At 68.5% G+C, this 17,073-nt stretch carries 12 protein-coding genes; 6 read left to right on the top strand and 6 right to left on the bottom strand.

Annotated features, from left to right (window positions below; translation table 11 throughout):
• The first annotated feature begins 643 nt into the window (after window positions 1-643).
• The 6 genes from ACQP0P_RS00630 to ACQP0P_RS00605 all read left to right on the top strand — a co-directional run bounded on the left by ACQP0P_RS00630 (window position 644) and on the right by ACQP0P_RS00605 (window position 7,915).
• A complete protein-coding gene (locus ACQP0P_RS00630) occupies window positions 644-1,636 on the top strand; it encodes a hypothetical protein (RefSeq protein ID WP_433358855.1) in 993 nt (330 codons plus the stop codon).
• Window positions 1,637-1,641: 5 nt separating this feature from the next.
• Window positions 1,642-2,112 carry a pyridoxamine 5'-phosphate oxidase family protein gene (locus ACQP0P_RS00625; RefSeq protein ID WP_433358854.1) on the top strand — a complete coding sequence of 157 codons (471 nt, stop codon included), beginning with the start codon at window positions 1,642-1,644 and terminating at the stop codon, window positions 2,110-2,112.
• Between the two features lie 448 nt (window positions 2,113-2,560).
• The gene (locus ACQP0P_RS00620) at window positions 2,561-3,484 is read left to right on the top strand and encodes a phosphotransferase enzyme family protein (RefSeq protein WP_433358853.1); all 924 of its coding nucleotides are present in this window, start codon (window positions 2,561-2,563) and stop codon (window positions 3,482-3,484) included.
• Window positions 3,485-3,944: 460 nt separating this feature from the next.
• Window positions 3,945-5,861 (top strand): ATP-binding cassette domain-containing protein, encoded by a 1,917-nt coding sequence (locus ACQP0P_RS00615; RefSeq protein ID WP_433358852.1) that lies wholly within the window; start codon window positions 3,945-3,947, stop codon window positions 5,859-5,861.
• Complete coding sequence (locus tag ACQP0P_RS00610) at window positions 5,858-6,556, top strand: class I SAM-dependent methyltransferase (protein WP_433358851.1); 699 nt, start codon at window positions 5,858-5,860, stop codon at window positions 6,554-6,556. The genes ACQP0P_RS00615 and ACQP0P_RS00610 overlap by 4 nt, the downstream gene beginning before the upstream one ends.
• Before the next feature lie 129 nt (window positions 6,557-6,685).
• On the top strand, window positions 6,686-7,915 hold the full coding sequence (locus ACQP0P_RS00605; RefSeq protein ID WP_433358850.1) for an MFS transporter: 1,230 nt from the start codon (window positions 6,686-6,688) through the stop codon (window positions 7,913-7,915).
• Window positions 7,916-8,369: 454 nt separating this feature from the next.
• Here ACQP0P_RS00605 and ACQP0P_RS00600 read toward each other — a convergent pair whose 3' ends face one another.
• From ACQP0P_RS00600 to ACQP0P_RS00575, 6 genes are all read right to left on the bottom strand, one after another.
• Window positions 8,370-9,602: a hypothetical protein gene (locus ACQP0P_RS00600; protein WP_433358849.1), complete on the bottom strand. Its 1,233-nt coding sequence runs from the start codon at window positions 9,600-9,602 to the stop codon at window positions 8,370-8,372.
• Window positions 9,599-14,188: an SNF2-related protein gene (locus ACQP0P_RS00595; RefSeq protein ID WP_433358848.1), complete on the bottom strand. Its 4,590-nt coding sequence runs from the start codon at window positions 14,186-14,188 to the stop codon at window positions 9,599-9,601. The genes ACQP0P_RS00600 and ACQP0P_RS00595 overlap by 4 nt, the downstream gene beginning before the upstream one ends.
• Window positions 14,185-14,484: a hypothetical protein gene (locus ACQP0P_RS00590; RefSeq protein ID WP_433358847.1), complete on the bottom strand. Its 300-nt coding sequence runs from the start codon at window positions 14,482-14,484 to the stop codon at window positions 14,185-14,187. The genes ACQP0P_RS00595 and ACQP0P_RS00590 overlap by 4 nt, the downstream gene beginning before the upstream one ends.
• A 165-nt stretch (window positions 14,485-14,649) precedes the next feature.
• On the bottom strand, window positions 14,650-14,955 hold the full coding sequence (locus ACQP0P_RS00585; protein WP_433358846.1) for a glutamate ligase domain-containing protein: 306 nt from the start codon (window positions 14,953-14,955) through the stop codon (window positions 14,650-14,652).
• Window positions 14,956-15,042: 87 nt separating this feature from the next.
• Entirely contained in the window at window positions 15,043-15,516 is a 474-nt protein-coding gene (locus ACQP0P_RS00580; protein ID WP_433358845.1) for an NUDIX domain-containing protein, read from the bottom strand.
• Window positions 15,517-15,576: 60 nt separating this feature from the next.
• The gene (locus ACQP0P_RS00575; protein WP_433358844.1) at window positions 15,577-16,917 is read right to left on the bottom strand and encodes a hypothetical protein; all 1,341 of its coding nucleotides are present in this window, start codon (window positions 16,915-16,917) and stop codon (window positions 15,577-15,579) included.
• Between the last annotated feature and the right edge of the window lie 156 nt (window positions 16,918-17,073).

Below are 17,073 nucleotides of genomic sequence, written 5' to 3'. Positions count from 1 at the left end.
GAATGTGTCGCCCCCGGAGAAAACCCGGCGACGGCGCAGCCTCGCCTTAGGGGAGGCGGAAGACTAAAAAAGGACACGCACTAATTGCGGAAAGCTGTGACTTGATGTTAGGGGCCAATGGGGCACTCCAACAGGGTCGCGGAGGGGGCATGGTGTGTCATGCCTGTGTCGTGGGCGGGTCGCGCGAAACGAAACGCTGCGAGGAACGGGTACAAAAAGAACCATCCATCTAGGTTCAAAGCATCGGGGAAGCGAAAGGTCAGCTTGTTGGTCCAGACGAGAGTGGGTGTGATCCGTGCCCAATCAGCCGAGCCTCCTCAAGACGCTCTTAACGAAGCGGCACCTCACATCACGAGCGGCGTTCGCTGGGGAGTACGACAGGGTCGCCCGGCAGCTCGGAAAGGACTTCATCGGAACGGCCCCCAGCGTGGAGCAGTTCAAGCGGTGGTTGACGTGCCAGGTCAAGACGTTGCCTCGCGCCGATCATTGCCGTGTCCTCGAAAGGATGTTTCCGGGATATAGCGCCGAGGAGCTTTTATCCCCATATGATCCGATTAAGATTCCTGTGGGCGATGACAGACCACACGAAAATGAGGAGGCGAACACGAACCGGCGAGATGTCTTTCGGCTGAGTGCAGGGGCCGTGGCCACTGGACTGGTCGAAAGCGTATGGACTGGCCCGGACCTGCTTGAAAAGATCCTGGACTCAGGCAGCGTCGGCGAAGGCCGACTGCTGCACCTGGAGCACGAAGCGCTACGACTGGGGCAGAAAGTAGTGAAGGTTCCCCCGGCCAGCCTGCTGCAAGAAACGTTGCTGAACCTGTCCGGGGTACAGGATCTTCTCAGGCAACGACAGCAGGCCAGCGCGCAGCAGCGCCTAGCCCGAGTCGTGGCTCAACTCGCCACCGTCGTTGGTGAGATCCTGTTCAACTCCAACCAGTTCGGGCTCGCGCGCCGCTGGTACCGTGCCGCCGCCCGAGCAGCCCAGGAGGCAGGAGACCGCTACCTCGGCGACATCGCCCTGGCCGGCACCTCCTACCTGCCCACCTACGACAGGGAGCCGCGTGAAGTGCTCGCCCACGTACTTCCCCGCCTGGAGCAGGGCCCCCCGCCCAGTCCGGCGGTCGCCTGGCTATGGGGATTCGCCGCCAAGGCATACGCAGCCCTCGGCGACCGGGTCGCGTTCGAGCGGGCGATCGAGGCTTCTCGGACCGCTCTGGAGCGGTCATCCCCCGGGACCATCCAGCCAGGCATCTTCTCGTTCTTGCCGGAGAAAATCTCCTTCTACGAAGCCCGCGGCCGGGTCGATCTCGGAGACGCTGATGGAGCCGCGGCCGCCGCCGCCAGGGCGCTGGCGCACTACGACTTGACCGACACCACCGAACCCGCCCTGGTGCGCTTCGAGCACGCCTCCGCGCTCGCACAAGCCGGAGAACCGCACGAAGCGTACCGGGTTGCGCACGGGGCCGTCACCGATCCGCACACCTTCCACAGTGCCAGCGTGGTGACCCGCGCCCGTGAATTCGCCACCCTGCTCGACCCGAGGAGCCAGACGGGCCGCGCCTGGCGGGAAGTCCTCGCCGACCTTCAACCGCCCGATGCCTCCATCCCCGCCCTCCCACCATCAAGGACCTGATCACGATGAACGCCCGCGACCTACTGAAGGAGTACGTCATGGGCGGGAAGCTCATGCAGATCACTACCCTCGCAGGTGACGGAGCCCCGCAGACATGCAGCGTTTGGTACGACGCTCATTTCGCCCCCGACGTTCTGCGGTGGATTTCCCGCCACGACCGCAGCCACAGCGCCAACATCCGCACTGACTCGCGTGTCTCCGGCGCGATCGTCGCGATCCCCCTGGACGAACTCGGGCAGACGGTGCGGGGGGTCTCCTTCACCGGGCAGGCCCGCGAACTCCCCACCGTGGGCATCGACGAGCAGATCGCAGAGTTCGTTGCCCGCTGGCCAGCCGCAGCGGGTGCCTTGGACCGAACGAAACTCATGGCCAGGCACACCCCGACACGGCTCTATGAGGCCACGATCACTCAGTGGGTGCTCTTCGACGAAGAGCACTTCCCGAGCGATCCCCGCCAGATGGTGGCCACCGGCTGACCGCCTCTACCACGCCGTGATGCTGAGGTCACCTGAATCCACGACGTTGTCACCGTGTCCGGCAAGTCCTCCGAGGCGAGCATGCACACGGCTTCGTTGAATACCGCATCACTGTGGAGAGGAGGGCTTGGCGGCGCGCTGCCGCGTATCACCTGACCTGCTGGCCAGCCGACGGGGCCGGAGACTTTCAGGCAACGATCGCGGAGACGCGGCGCCGCGTCGGCGTTGTGGTGGAGGCCTTTGAGAACACGAAGAAGTGTGATTGGTCTACGCCGTTCAGGGTGGTAGAGCTGATGCGTTCCCCCATGCGGGCCGGGATCGATCGAAGGGGAGAATGGTGACTTCGCCGGCGACCGATACATCCTCCGAACTGCGAATACTGGCTGCGGTGTGTGATGCTTTCGGCCTCGGCGCTCCCAGATGTGTTACTCCGATCGCTGAAGGGCTGATGAACCGCAACTGGCGCGTCGATGCTGGCGCTGTCAGCGTCGCGGTCAAAGAAGTCCGGGACGTCAGCGCCAACCAGACCCTCCTGCAGCACCGCGTCACGGCGGCGCTGGCCGCGGCCGGCCTGCCCGTTCCCACACCACTGACCACGCCTGGTGGGCAAACGCTGCTGCACGTCGACGGCGAGGTGTTTACTGCCGTCTCATGGGTGGAGGGGGAACACGTTCCTGGAACCCGGTGGAGCTTCCAACAGTGCCGTCAGGTCGGCGAACTGCTGGGCCGTATTCACGCGGGCCTGGCCCGGGCGCTGCCCGAGGGAGTCGGCTCGATCCGGCACCAGGTGCCGACTCCCGTCGACGCCCGGGCCGGTTTCGATCGCTACCAGGTGCTGATCGAAGAACGCCCCCAGTTGGACGACTTCGACCGGCTCGCCCTCGCCCAACTCGACGCCCGACGTGAGCTGCTGGAGAGCGTGAGCCACCTGCGGCCCGACGACAGCGCCGATCTGCAGCCGGCCGGGTACGTGCATGGTGACTTCCACCAGCTGAACCTGCTGTGGCGCGGCGGGCGAGTGGTGGCGGTGCTGGACTGGGACCGGATGGGACGCTGCCGCCGAGCCTACGCCTACGAACTGATCCGCTCGATCACGCTGATCTTCACCTCTACCGACACAGGTGTCGTGGATACAGAGCGGGCGGCGGTGTTCACCGCCGCCTACCGCGGCGTCATCGCGATCACCGACGAACAGATCCTGCACACGTTGCGCCGCTTGTGGTGGGAACGGATAGGCGATCTATGGCAGCTGAACTGGCACTACATGCGACACAACAACTCCTGCGATCATCTGTTCGGCTCCGCCTGCGCCTTGCTGAAGTGGTGGAGCACCCACCTGGTGCTCATGGAGCAGACCCTCACCAGCCGATGACCGTCGCCAGAGCGACCACCCGCAGAGCATCTCGCGTGATCCGGCGTTCACCGACATGTACGAGGACTAAGGATGCGCGTGCTCTGATCCTGGCTTGGCCTGATTCCTCCGTCCAGACCGAGCCAATCGCGGCACCTGCAACCGGCGGCGTACCCGCTTCGGCCTGGTGGGGCTTGTCTTGGCGAATGCGTGGCGTCAATCTCGGTGAGACCAGGGTCGTCACAAAAAGCTCACCCATGAAAGCTGACTGTCACGGTATGAGAGGTGATGCGTTCCTGTACATCGGCAGAGCCGGCACCGCGAATCCGCGCAACCGCTCTGCCGAACCGCGTACCCCATCGGGTAAGACACAACGGCCTTACCCGATGCCTCCCCCCATCCGATGAGAAGCCCTTCACCAGCCTGAGCAGCGCACTTTCACCGGCAGGCATCTCCCAATCCCGAAGCAGGAGCCGCTGACATGGCTGATGAGACAGCCGTCACCGACACCACCCCCCAACAGCACGACGAACAGCTGAGGTTCACCTACAGCGGCGGAGACAGCGCTGAGCTGGCTCAGCACCTGACCGGACGCAGCTTGAGCAGCCGCCTGCCGCAACTGGTACGCCGCTCCTTCGCTCTAGCCTGGGCCGTGGACCGGCGTTCGACGATCGCCCTGCTGGCCTGCCAAGTCCTCTCGGGCCTGATGGAGGCGCTGGGCCTGTTCGCCACCACCGCGGCGCTCAGCGCGCTGATCCAATCCGCCCACGATCCCGCGCACCTGCACGTGGCCCTGCCGTCGGTGCTGGTCCTGGCCGGGGCGGCCGGCCTGCGCGCGGTCTTGGGCATCGCGATTCAGGGCCTGTCGAACCGGTTGGGGCCGCGGATCTCTCGGGAGGCGGAGTACCGCATGCTCCACGCGGCCACCAACGCCGAGATGGCCGCCTACGACCACCCGGGCTTCAACGACCGCTACGACAAGGCCGACCGGGGCGTCGAGGTCAGCCGGGACATGATCGGCCAGTCCCAGAACCTGGTCTCCAGCCTGGCCACGCTGATCGCCGCGGCCGCGGTCATCGCGACGCTGGCTCCGATCCTGCTGCCGCTGCTCGTGCTGACCGCGGTGCCACAAGCGCTGGCCTCGGTCACCGGCGAGCGAGTCGCCTACCTGGCGACGCTGAGAACATTCCATGATCGCCGCATGCTGAACATGCTGCGCTGGCACCTGACCCACAAAGACCAGGCCGACCAGATCCGCACCGACACCCTGGCCCCCTATCTTCTGGACAAATACCGGGCCAGCGGCGCGCGGGTGGACCACACCAACGACCAAGCCGCCTGGCAACGCGCCAAGATCAGCTTTGTGGGGTCCGCCGTCAGCGGCCTGGCCTCAGCGTTGATGTGGGCCGGGGTGATCTTCCTGCTCGGCGCCGGCCATATCGGCGCGGCCGCAGCCGGCACACTGGTCTTCGCCCTGCGCTCAGCCGGCGGCGGACTACATGGCATCGTCGGATACGGATCCGATCTCATGCGCACCGGCCGGTACATGGACGACTGGGAGTCCTTCATCACCGAGGCCGCCGGGCAACGCCTGGACCGGGGCAACATTGTGCCGGACCGCCCTCGGCAGGTGGTCCTGCACCGCGTCACCTACCGCTACCCCGAGGCCGACCACGACACCTTGTTCGAGGTGGACTTCACCGTCCGGCAGGGAGAGATCGTCGCCGTGGTGGGCGAGAACGGCTCCGGCAAGACCACCTTGTTGAAACTGCTGTCCGGCCTGAACCTGCCCGCCAGCGGTGACGTCGTCTGGGACGGCATCAGCACCCGCGAGCTGAATCCGCACGCCCTATGGAAACAGTGTGCGGTCGTACCGCAGGAGTTCGCCCGCTGGCCCATGACCGCCCGGGAGAACATCCAACTCGGCCAACCCCAGCCTGAGGCCGATGACGCCGTACGGCGCGCAGCCGATGCCAGCGGCGCCGACGCGGTGATAGCGACGCTGCGCAGCGGCCTGAACACACTTTTGGCGCGGGAATGGTGGGGAGGCCAGGCTCTCTCATCGGGCCAATGGCAGCGCATCGCGGCCGCCCGGGCGATCCACCGCGACGCAGGCCTGCTGGTGATGGACGAGCCCACCTCCGACCTGGACGCGCGCGCCGAACACCGGATCTTCACCGGGTTGCGCCAGCTCGCGGAGCATCGGGCGATCGTGCTGGTCACCCACAACCTCGCCAACACGATCGTTGCCGACCGCATCGTGGTGTTGGAAAGCGGGCGCGTCAGCGCTGAGGGAACGTTCTGCGAGCTGACGGCCCGGCCCGGCCTGTTCCGCGACCTATGGCTCTTGCAACAAGACCGCGCGAATCCCTCCGCACAAGAGGACATGAGACGATGACCGGACCTCAAACAGCGAACACACAGGCATGGGACCGCTACGGCAGCCACCACCTCCGCAAGAAAACGGCCGCTCCTCCGATCCCAGACACCATCCGATGGGCTTTCGGCACCGCAGGGCCCGGAACGGAGGTACTGGGTCCGCTGGCGGGCCGCCGGGTGCTGGAGCTGGGTTGCGGTACCGGCCGGTACGCCGCCCACCTGGCCCACCACCATCACGCGCACGTCACCGGGGTCGAAAGCTCGCTCGCCCAATACCAGCGGGCCGTCTCCTTCTACGGCTCGGTCCCGGGCTTGACGCTGGTGCGGGCCGATGCCGTCGACTACCTCCAGCAGGCCGACACGTTCGATGTGATCATCAGTATCCACGGAGCCCTGTGCTTCACCCCTCCATCCCTGCTGCTGCCGGGTGTCTTCACGACGTTGCGGCCGGGCGGCCTGCTGGCCGCCTCCGTGCTGCACACGAACTACCGCGGCCACGGGCCATCGCAGACCGTCGAGCCGTCACCGCAGCGGTTGCAGATCACCGGCCAAGCACCCGACACGGTGTATCGCTGGGTACTCACGCCCACCCTGTGGAGGCGGCTCCTTGCCGAGCACGGCTTGGCGGTCACCTCCGTCGACCACATCAACAGCGACGCTGACGACGACCCGACCTCCTGCTGCTTGATCCGCGCCACGCGAGATCAGCGGTGATCGTGTTCGTCGCTGCGGCCGCGACGCGCGAGCTACCCGCCGCTCTACGCTTCCCTGGCACAGAGTCCGCGGCTGTAGGACGACGAGCCGGTCGCCGATGTCTCGGAGGAGAGCGTGATAACCCACCGCTTGGCCAGTTCGGCGGAATTGCTGCAGACCAACGCCGCTTACCGCCGTTACGCCGCAGCCCGGCTGGCCTCCACCCTGGGGACGACGGTGGCCCCCCTTGGGCTGGCCTTCGCGGTGATCGAGGGGGGTGGCGGAGCGGCAGCTCTTAGTGCCGTCTTGCTGGTCGAGCTTCTTGCTTTTCTGGTGGTGACGCCGGTGGCCGGGGGGCTGGCCGATCGGCTTCCTCGCTTGAGCATCATTATCGGCTGTCAGATCATCAATGCCCTGACCCAGACGGTAGCGGCGGTGTTGGTGGCGACTGAAGCCGCCACGGTGACCACGCTGGCCGCGCTGGGGGTGCTGACCGGCGCGACGACCGCGTTTTTTCAGCCCGCGATGAAGAGCGCGCTGGCGAGCCTCGTCGCCCGCCGGATGCTCGTCGATGCCAATGCCTTAATTCAGATCGCCAGCAACATCGTCGCCGTCGTCGGGCCCACGCTGGCCGGGTTCGTGATCACCGTCAGCGCGGCTCACTGGGTGCTGGCCTGGGATGCGTTCACCTACGCCGTCTCAGCTGCGGTGTTTTGCACGCTACGGCTACCGCCCATGCAGGCCTCAGGCCGACGGCGGTTCTGGATGGACCTGACCGACGGCTGGGCGGCATTCGTCTCCCGCCGCTGGCTGTGGGTTCTCACCATGCTCAGCATGATTACCGGGGCCTGCTGGGCAGGCATAACGATCTTGGAGCCTATCTACGCCACCCGGTATCTGGACGGGGCGCTCAGCTTAGGTCTCATCAACTCCGCGACCGGCATTGGCCTTGGGATCGGATCGCTCAGCGCGCTCCTGCTGCGCCCGGCCCGGGTCGGCCTCATCGGCTGCGCGGCCGCGATCTCTGTGGGGTTGCTGCTGGTGAGCATGGCCGCCGGGGCACCCCTGCCGGTGATCGCCGGGGCCGCAGGGGCGACCGGCGCCGCCGGCACCCTCCAGATGGTGAGCTGGACGTCCCACCTCCAAGCCGTCATTCCCGACGCTCAGCTCAGCCGGATCCTGGCCACGACCGCGGCGCTCGGTACCGTTCTCGTGCCGGTCGCCTACGCGATCATTGGCCCGCTGTCTGAGCTGGTCGGGGTACGGCCGGTGCTGTGGGGGTGCGCCGCCCTGGTGCTCGCCGGTGCCGCCGTCACCGCGTGCGTCGGCGACGTCCGCCAGGTGACCTCGGCCCCCGCTGTCGCCTCAGCTGGACCGTGATACCGGAGGCTGACACCTGCATGAGGTCGACCACTAGCGAGGGTGGCCGTGCTACCAGCCGCCAACCGGGTTGATCGCCCAAGCCAGGCGATGCTCCTCCCAAGAAGAAGGGGAGCAACCGGGGGCTTTCAAGCTTGAAAGTTTGAGATCGCCGAGCCCGCCGAAGTGGTGCACTCGAGACGAGGGGCGGCCGGGAGACAACGGCGAAATCTCCCGGCCGGGCCGGTCTCGGCCGGCTGTTAACGCCTTCTCGTACCTGAGGGGTGTGCGGCCACGTCTAGCTTCCGCGGGCGGCCCTCCACCCCGCGCTGGTCAGCCCGGGTGGTTCGGTTGATCGTGAGGAACATGCTCAGCGAAGGGGGGCTCGGTGTCGCTCAAGCAGCCACCTGTCCACGCATGTCCGAAGGTTGCGCAAGGCCGCCCACGGTGGGTGGGGCGATATGGTCGTGGGCTTTCAACATTGTGGGCGGGTGCGGGCGTACAGGGCGGTGAGCGCGTTGTGGTAGGCGCCGGCCGGGTCGTCGCTAGAAAGGGCGATGAGCTGCCAGTCGTGACCGGTGGCGGCGAAGGGGTACCATCTGCCGTCATCATGTCCGTGGCGGATCTCAATGTCGGCGCTGGGGTCGGTGACGCGGTTGTCGGCGATGGCCAGCGCAGCGGCCGCCTCCGGGCGCAGCGGGTTGATGGCCGCGGCGGCCTGCTGGAGGATCTGGGGGTCGTCTGGGTAGAGGTGGAGGGTGGCGCGGACGCCGGGGGCGCCGGCCAGCGCATAGGTTTTCAGGAGCCGGTGGAAGGCTTGTGGCTCCATGTCGAGCCGGTAGGCCACGTTCTCGGCACGCTTCCCGGCCGGTAGGGAAGCGGTCAGACGCACGGCGTCGGCGACCGGGTCCGTCTCGAGCAGGGTGCCTTCGGCCAAGAGCTGCTGGGCCTGGCGGGCGGCTTCGGTCACAAGGTGGCCAAGCAACTGCAGCGAGGGTGCGGGTGCCGGTGGCTCGGGCAACCCCATCGCCGCGAAGCTCGCCGCGGACGCGTCGCCGACGGCGGCGACTTCGCGCGCGGGAAGGGGCGGTGCGCTGTCGTCCCAGTTTCGATATGCCTGGTGGGCGGCGATGTAGGGGCCCGCCGGGCGTGGCGGTATGCGGGGCCGGTCGTGCTTTTCGGGCGCCGCCACGGCGGCGGGGTCCGGCGCTTGAAGAAGACCGATCAGGTGCCGGTGAGGAAGGCCGCGCAAGGTCATCAGCAGGGAAGGGTTGGCGTTCAGGCGCTGGGTGAGAGCGTGTCCGAGGGCGGCGGTGTGCTGGCACGGCGCTTGCCGGCAGTCGCAGGCGAACCTCACCTGGGCGGCGCCGGGGGCGAGGGGGACGTCGCCGGTGTGGGCGGGGTCGGCGAGTTCGGCGGGTAGCTGGCCCTTCAACAGGGCGCCCTTATGGCGGCTGCGGGTCAGGGCCGCGGCCAGTGCCTGCTGTTCCTCCTCGCTGAGCGGGGCGATGCGGATAGTGGCGCGGGCGGGTTCGCCATGGCGGGGGGTGATGAGGGTACTGATCTGTCCAGGCTGGGAGTCCAGGCCCGCGGGGACGCCGCCGGCCTGGTAGATGGTGTAGCCCAGCAGGAGAGTGGCAGGGCTGGCGGTGGCCTGATTGTGCGCCGTCTCCCAGGCCAGCGCCCACGGTGAGGTGGCGTCGGTCACGAGCGGGCTCCCAGGGCGATGAGTTCGGCGAGTTCGGTGTCTGAGAGGTCGGCGAGCGCGGTCTCTCCGCTCGCCAGGACGGCGTCGGCCAAGGCGCGCTTGCCTTCCAGAAAGGTGTCGATGCGGTCCTCGATCGTCAACTCGGTCTGCATCAGATGTACTTCCAGGATGCGGGCCTGGCCGATGCGGTGGGCTCGGTCGATGGCCTGGTCCTCCACGGCGGGGTTCCAGGGCCGGTCGAACATGACGACGTGGCCGGCCTCGGTCAGAGTCAGACCGGTGCCGCCCGCCTTCACCGTGAGGATCATGACCGGGTTGCGGCGGGCCTGGAAGGCGTCGACGAGGTCCTGGCGGGCCTTGCCGGGCGGGATCTGGCCGTGCAGAAACAACGGGTCGATACCTTGGGCGCGAAGGTGGGTCACCAGCAGCTGGCCCATGGCGGCGTAGTTGGTGAACACCAGCGCCGACTCGCCCCCCGCGGTGATCGGGGACAGGCGCTCGTCGAGGGCGGTGAGCTTGCCCGAGCGGCGCCGCTCGACCTGTGGGTCGTAGCGATGTGGGTCGGGAATCTCGCGCAGGTAGTGGGCCGGGGTGTTGCAGATCTGGCGCAGGTGCGTGATCAGGGTGAGGACCAGGGCGCGGCGCTCGCCGGGCTGGGCGGCGCGGATCTGCTCCATCGCCTGGCGAGCCACCGCCTCGTAAAGGCTGACCTGCTCGAGGGTGAGGGTCACATAACGGCGGGTGGTGACCTTCGCGGGCAGTTCCTTGAGGATGTGCGGGTCGCTTTTTCGGCGCCGGAGCATGAAGGGGGCCAGCACGCGGGTTAGGCGACGGGCCTCATCGCCGTCGGGGTCGTGCTCGATGGGACGGGCGTAGCGGTCGTTGAAGGTGCGGGGGCTGCCGAACAGGCCGGGGTTGGTCCAGTCCAGGACCGACCAGGCATCCATGAGGCCGTTCTCGACGGGGGTGCCGGTCAGCGCGACCCGGGCTTTGGCGCTCAGCCGGCGCAGTTGCCGGGCGGTCAGCGAGCGGTGGTTTTTCACCTGCTGGGCCTCATCGGCGATGGCGAGGTCGAAGCTTTGCGCGGCAAGGATGTCGGCGTCGCGTCGCAGGGTGCCGTAGGTGGTGATGACGACCTCGTCGCCGCTCAGGCCCTCAAGGGTGCGGCCTTCGCCGTGGTAGCGGCGGGTGGGGGTGGCCGGGGCGAAGCGGGTGATCTCGCGCTCCCAGGTGGCGAGCATGGAGGCCGGGCAGATGACCAGGGTTGGGGCGGCGCGTTCAGCCTGCTCGCGGCGGTGCAGGTGCAAGGCGATAGCGGTGATGGTCTTGCCGATGCCCATGTCGTCGGCCAGGCACGCGCCGAAGCCAAAGCGGGTGAGGTTGGCCAGCCAGGCCAATCCTCGCGCCTGGTAGTCGCGCAGCGTCGCCTTCAGCGCGGCGGGCGCGGGGATGGGCTGGTAGGAGCCGACGCGCAGGAACTCCACCAGATCGGCGAGCGCGTCGGTCGGCTCACACGCCACCAGGTCACCGTCGACGGTGAGGCTGCCGGTCAAGGCCGCGGTCAGTGCCTCGGCCGCGGGGAGCATGCCAAGGTCGCGGCCAGCTGCGCGGCGGGCGGTTTGCGCGGTGACCAGCAGCCAGCGGCCTCGCAGGTGGACCAGGGCGCGGCCGGCGGTGGCGAGGGTGTCCATCTCGGCATCGGTCAGGCCGTCGCCGTCGACGGTCAGCTGCCAGCGGAAGTCCAGGACGTTGTCCAGACCGAAGGCGGGCTCGCCGGCCTCGGGGGCGTGGCGGGTGCCGATCAGCGCGCGCACGCCCAGGGCGCGGGCCCACTGCTCGGGCCAGGTGATCTCGATGCCGTATCGGGCCAGGTTCTGGCCCATCTCGCCGAGCAGGAGCGCGGCTTCGGCGGCATGCACGGTGAACCTGGCCGGGTGGTCTTGCTCCAGGAGTCGCTGCAGCGGCGGCCAAAGGCGGGCAGCAGCGCGCAAAGACCGGCGGACCCTCTCCAATTGGAGCGGGTCGGCGCCGTGCTCGGGCAGGTACGTGGCGGCGTCGACGAGCCGGGACTCGCCGCCCGGCGAGGTGGTCTTGATCCGCAGCACCGCCCACAGCAGTTCGGTGTCGCCGGGGCTGTTGGCGGGCGGTGGCTTGATCGTCACGACCAGGCCGAGCGGCGGGCGCGGGTCGAGAATCGTGTCGATCTGGTCCGTCCATGCGACCAGGTCCAGGCTCTGGGGGCGCGGGGAGGGGGCGGTGTAGGGGGCTGCGCCGAGTGCGTACGCGGTTCCCGGGCCACGCACGACCGCATCAGCCAAAGCGTCCAGGACGCGACGCACCACGATGCGCGGCGCCCACAGCTGGTAGGGGGTGCGGGCGGCCGGGACGCAGTGCGCGTACGGGGGCATCGCCTCGGCGAGATCGGCAGCGATGGCCTGCTGCCCTGAGGTCAGGGGCCCCAGGTGCCAGGCGTCGCGGCCGGCGGAGTCGGTGCCCGGGTACACGCGCTCATCGGCGATGGCTTCAAGGCCCAGGCGGATGACGGCCCGCCATGTCTGCGTACTGGGGTGCAGGCCGTCATCGGCCAGCCGGGCCAGCACCCCGGCCAGCAGCCTCAGCGGCACCGGCCACACCGGGACCGATGCGGCGCGCACTCCGACGCCCATCCCGGGCAGCACCAGCTCGACGTTTTCCGCCCGCAGCGGCGCGGGCGGGTCGGTGTCGGGCAGAGAGCTGCCGTCAGGGTGGTAGATCACCATCCGGGCGGCGCTGCCGCTCAGGTCCGCACTCACCGCGGCACCCGCCCGAAGGACGGACTCCAGCAGCCGCACGGCCAGCAGCGTCTGGGCGGGCGTTCCCGCAGCAGGCGCGGTGCGCGGGTGCGGCACGAACGCGGGCGTGGCCGGCTCCGGCGCCGCGTCCTCGGCGTTGTCGGCGTGCGCGACCGGGCTGGCGGGTACCAGCGCGAGACGGGCGAGCAGCGCCCGCGCGGCGACCTGATAGGAGGCGCGCTTGCTCGGCGCGCGCCCCTGCGCCTGAACCGTCTGGTCCTGGTAGCGGCACGACAGGGTGCACTGAAACACCCGCCGATGCGCCGGGCCGGTGGTCGAGTAGTCCGGCTCGACGTCGGTGATGACGCCGGTCTGCCGCAAGGAGTTCAGCGCGCCGAGGGGGTCCTTGCCTGGAGCCAGTGGCTTGATCGCGGGCACCGCCTGGACCGGTGCGGCTGGCCGGGGCTCATCGTCGGCGACGATCAGGGCCAGCAGCGCGCGGGCCGCCTGCTCGCGGGCCGCGCCCTTGCTCAGCCCACTTCCCGCCGCCTCGAGGTCGCGGCCCTTGGAGCGGCAGGTGGCCTGGCAGGTGAACAGCGGCTGTTTGCCGCTGAACCCGGGCGAGACCTCGAAGGCCACGTCGGTGATCAGCTCGATCTGCGCGAGCTCGTTCAACGCGCTGATCGGATTCTTGTCAGGCGGAAGCGGCCCCACCGAGGTCCCCTGCTCCGGTACCTGCGAGGGCTCCGGCAGCGCCAGCCCCGCCAGCTGGGCCAAGACGGCGACCGCGGCCGAGCGCCGGGCGTGCCTCTTCGAGCGCTCCGGCGCGCTGTCGGCGTGCAGGGGACCGGTGCCGGGGTCGTAGGTCACCCTCGTCTGGAACCGCGTCGTCTCCTGGGTGGCTCCAGGGATGACGGTGTCCTCATAAACCGGGGTGGGCTGCCCGGCAGCGGCCGCGTGGAGATTGAGGATCGCCGGTGCGAACCCTTCGCCGACGGCGATCGAGTCCATGATGGCCCGGCGGGCCGGTTCCCACTGCGGCGCCGGCGCCTGGAAGAGCACGAGGTACACATCACGCGGGTCCAGCACACCGGCCCTGGCCCGGGCCGCGATCTCCGCCACCAAGGCCGGCGCCACGGCGGCTTGTACGCACACCTGCTGAAGCTGCGCGCGAAAGCCGTCCGCGGACAGCGCACCCGCCAGCGCCACGGACGCGTTGTCGCCGACTGCGACCGGTTCCCATTCCGCGCCATCGCCTGACTCCTGCACCACCGGCTGAACCGCGCACAGATGCCCGAGCAGGCTCACCGCGGCCCGGTGCTGGGCCGTCTTGCGCTGGTCGGCGTAGGCGGCGATGCCGTGGGCGAACCCGTCGGGCGTACGCCACCCGGCCTGTGCCCCGAAGCGGCCCAACCCGTCCCTGGCCGGTAGCTTGCGCAGCACGAACACCGTCTTCACCGCCTGGGCGTGTGAGGTGAGAACGGCGGTGGCGTGCTCTGGAGCCAAGGCCAGCGCCGTCCACGCGGCCGACCGGGCCGGCTGCATCTGCGCGTGCGCAGCCGTGCCGTCCAGCAAAAGAGCCCGCAGGTCCCGCGTCCGCAACCGGCCCGCCCCGGCCCGCCGGGTGACCTCGGCGGCGAACGCCCCGGGCCACAGGCCGTCCGCGCACGCCCTGGACAACAAGCGGCTGAACTCCCGGTCCTCCAACCGCCGAAACGCGGCCGCGTCGCCGCCGCGAAGCTCCTGACGTTCCTTGTCCTGGGCGCGCTTTTTGAGAAAATCGCTGGTTGTCAGCGGAGTGGGCCGGGTCGTCACTCTGGCGAAGCCTCCAGGTAGCTGGATGGGCCGCACAGGCCGTCAACGGTCGAACCGAGCTCGACGATGGATCCAGCGTCGGCGTAGTCGGCCTGTATGTGCCCTCCCGCGGCCCCCAGCAGCACCGCAACGTCGATAAACGCCTTTTCAGGACTGGGAAAGAGCTCACGCATCCCGAACGGCCCGACGTCGCCGGGGCGAGATGCACCAAGCTGTGCGGCGCCTTTGCGGCGGTGCGGGTCCGGAATCATCTCAAAGCTGCTGGCAGGAGGCGGCCACTGATCGCCTCCGTCCACCGGTGTGCTTCATCCCGCCGGTGTGCGGCTGACCATCGGCGCTGTTGCCTGTGCAGGAGTAGGTGCTCGTTCTCATGACCGCATCTGATCACATGGCCGTTCCGACGCGCCCAGGGTTCACACCATCTGCGTCGCTTTTCGTCGGCCGCCTGCTCTGATGTGCCTTCAGGAGGTCAGCGGACCGGCCGCCAGTCTCCGGACGGTCTCCATGTCGTCGAAGTGGATGGTCCGCTCGCCGATGATCTGGTACTTCTCCGCGCCCTTGCCTGCGATCAGCACGATGTCGCCGGGCTCGGCTACGGCCAGCGCCCACTCAATCGCCGCTCCGCGGTCGGTGATCCGCGCATACTGGGTGCCGGTCGCGGCGACCGCGGTGATGATCTGATCCATGATGGTCTCGGGATCTTCGCTACGAGGGTTGTCGCTGGTGACCACCACCACATCGGAGTGCTTTCCGGCGATCTTCCCCATGGGGGCGCGCTTGGTTCTGTCGCGATCTCCGCCGCAACCGAAGACCGTGATGACACGGTGGCCGGCATCCGAGACGTCGCAGCTTGTTCAAGCTGGGGCGGGGAGATAGATCGTCTGCTGTTGTTGACGGGCTCGGCGGGCGGCAGGGATACGGGCGGCGGTGTTGGCGGGCAACTTGGTCTCGGCTTCTTCCCAGGTGAAAAACCCAAAGCCGTCGAGTTCGGCGCTCTCTACCCGGATCAGGCCTGGGTCGGTGACGGTGCCGCCGTCGAACAGGAAGTTGACCATCGGCTTGGGCCGGTCGCCTAGGGCCGGGGCGAAGTCCACAACCAGCAGTTCCCGGGCTTGGATCTTCAACCCGACTTCTTCGACGACTTCGCGTTCGCCGCATTCGTGCGGGGATTCGCCGGGTTCGATGATGCCGCCGGGGATGGCCCAGTAGGGCCGGTAGTTGGGTTTGACCATCAGAACCCGGTCGCGATCGTCGGTGAGTAATACGACCACCGACAGGTAGACGGTTGGGAGGGTGGGATACCAGTCCTTGGGTTCCAGGTAGGTCACCCCTTTCACGCTACTCCAGCATGTCGGTGGGCGTGAGCTCGCCGATCTTCGTCAGTGGCTTCAGTTCGGGACGGCGACCTGTTCCAGGAACATGGTGACCTCGGGTACCGGCCGGTAGGGCGCAAGGGTCGCGGCCAGAAGCATGATCCGGGCGTGGACGCGTTCGGATCGGATGCGGTGGGCCAGGCCGAGCGCTTCAAGGGCGAGATGGGCGGCGGCGTCGATCCGGCCCGCCTGGGCGTGGGCCGTCGCGGTGAGCGCGGTGTGCAGGGCGCGAGTGCGGACGTTGCCCGGCGCCAAATCCATGACCTGGTGGTGGAACGTCAACGCCTCTTCGGGCCGGCCGAGGTCGAGCAACGAGCGCATGGCGCTTCCGGCCAGGTGAGCGGGACCGAAGTAGCGCGCCCAGGACGGGCCGGTTCCGTTCGAACGGTTGAGCGCATGCTCGGCTTGGCCGATCGTGGTCCGAAAGCCCCGCAGGTCCCCGGCGATCGCGTACGCGGTGGCCTGGCTGCTCAGCAGCCGGGCCGAGACCGCGGGGACAGGCCACCGCCCCGCGCCCTCGGTGGCCGCCCGCGACAGGCGGACGGCTTCGCCAGGAAGGTTGAGGAACACGGCCTGGGTGGCAAGGTTGGCCAGGATGTGCGCACCGTAGGTGCGGTCGCCCGATGCCTTGGACAGCCGCAGCGCTTGGATGAACGCGCGCTGGGCGGCGCCTTGTTCGGAAATGTCGTAGGACATGAACCCCACCATGCCGGTCAGCTCGGCGGCCACGGCGAACAGCTCTCTGCCGATCGGGTCGGTGTAGGAGCCGCGCAGCATGGGGGCGACGTCGCGGCTGAGGAAATCGGCCAGGAAGGTCCGGGCGTGGCCGCCGCCGTGCCGCCGGTCGAGTTCGAGGAACTGATCGAAGCAGCCGCGCAGCGCCTCCACGTCTTGACCGGTGACCCGGTGCCCCGTCGCATGGGCGACCGTGGAGTCTGGGGGGTCGAAGTGCCAGCGCCACCCGGCCTCGATCGCCGCCGCGGTGACGAACGACGCGCTCGTCGTCGGCCGTCCTCGCCGCCCGAATCGGCGCCACAATGTCGCGACTGTCTCGACCGCCTCGGGCACGGTGGTGGGGAACAGTAACCCGTCCTGTTCACGATCGCGACCGGTGAAGCCGAGCTCGGTGACGTTCACCTGCCGGTGCAGGCGCGCCGCCAGGATCATGGCGATGAGCTCTGGGACGGGCTGTTCGGGACGGCGGCCGCGCAGCCACCAGTACACCGATGCCCCGTCGTATTTCAAGATCAGCCCGTACTCCTGGGCGCCGGCCTGATTGACCTGGCGGGCAAACGCGGCGTGGGAACGGTCGAAGGCGGCCTCGGCCAGGAGGTCTTCCAGTCCGTGATTGGTCACCGGCTTGTTCACCTGTGCCCCTTTGCTGCCCGGGCGGGACGGAATGGCTCAGCTCGAACCTCAAGGTAAGCGCTGATCGCCGGTACGTCATCAACCGCACAAGGACACGCAAGCCTCACATGATGGGCACACACCCTCGCATGCACGTCCATCTGT

The organism is Streptosporangium sp. CA-115845, from assembly GCF_050943795.1.
Classification (GTDB): domain Bacteria; phylum Actinomycetota; class Actinomycetes; order Streptosporangiales; family Streptosporangiaceae; genus Streptosporangium.
Note: the sequence above shows the minus strand (reverse complement) of the source record. Positions and strands in the feature narration are given on the sequence as shown.

Excerpts from the sequence above, each read along its gene's own strand:
- ACQP0P_RS00620 (WP_433358853.1), top strand. The coding sequence starts at position 2,561 with ATGAACCGCAACTGGCGCGTCGATGCTGGCGCTGTCAGCGTCGCGGTC.
- ACQP0P_RS00585 (WP_433358846.1), bottom strand. The coding sequence starts at position 14,955 with ATGGGGAAGATCGCCGGAAAGCACTCCGATGTGGTGGTGGTCACCAGC.
- ACQP0P_RS00615 (WP_433358852.1), top strand. The coding sequence starts at position 3,945 with ATGGCTGATGAGACAGCCGTCACCGACACCACCCCCCAACAGCACGAC.
- ACQP0P_RS00610 (WP_433358851.1), top strand. The coding sequence starts at position 5,858 with ATGACCGGACCTCAAACAGCGAACACACAGGCATGGGACCGCTACGGC.
- ACQP0P_RS00625 (WP_433358854.1), top strand. The coding sequence starts at position 1,642 with ATGAACGCCCGCGACCTACTGAAGGAGTACGTCATGGGCGGGAAGCTC.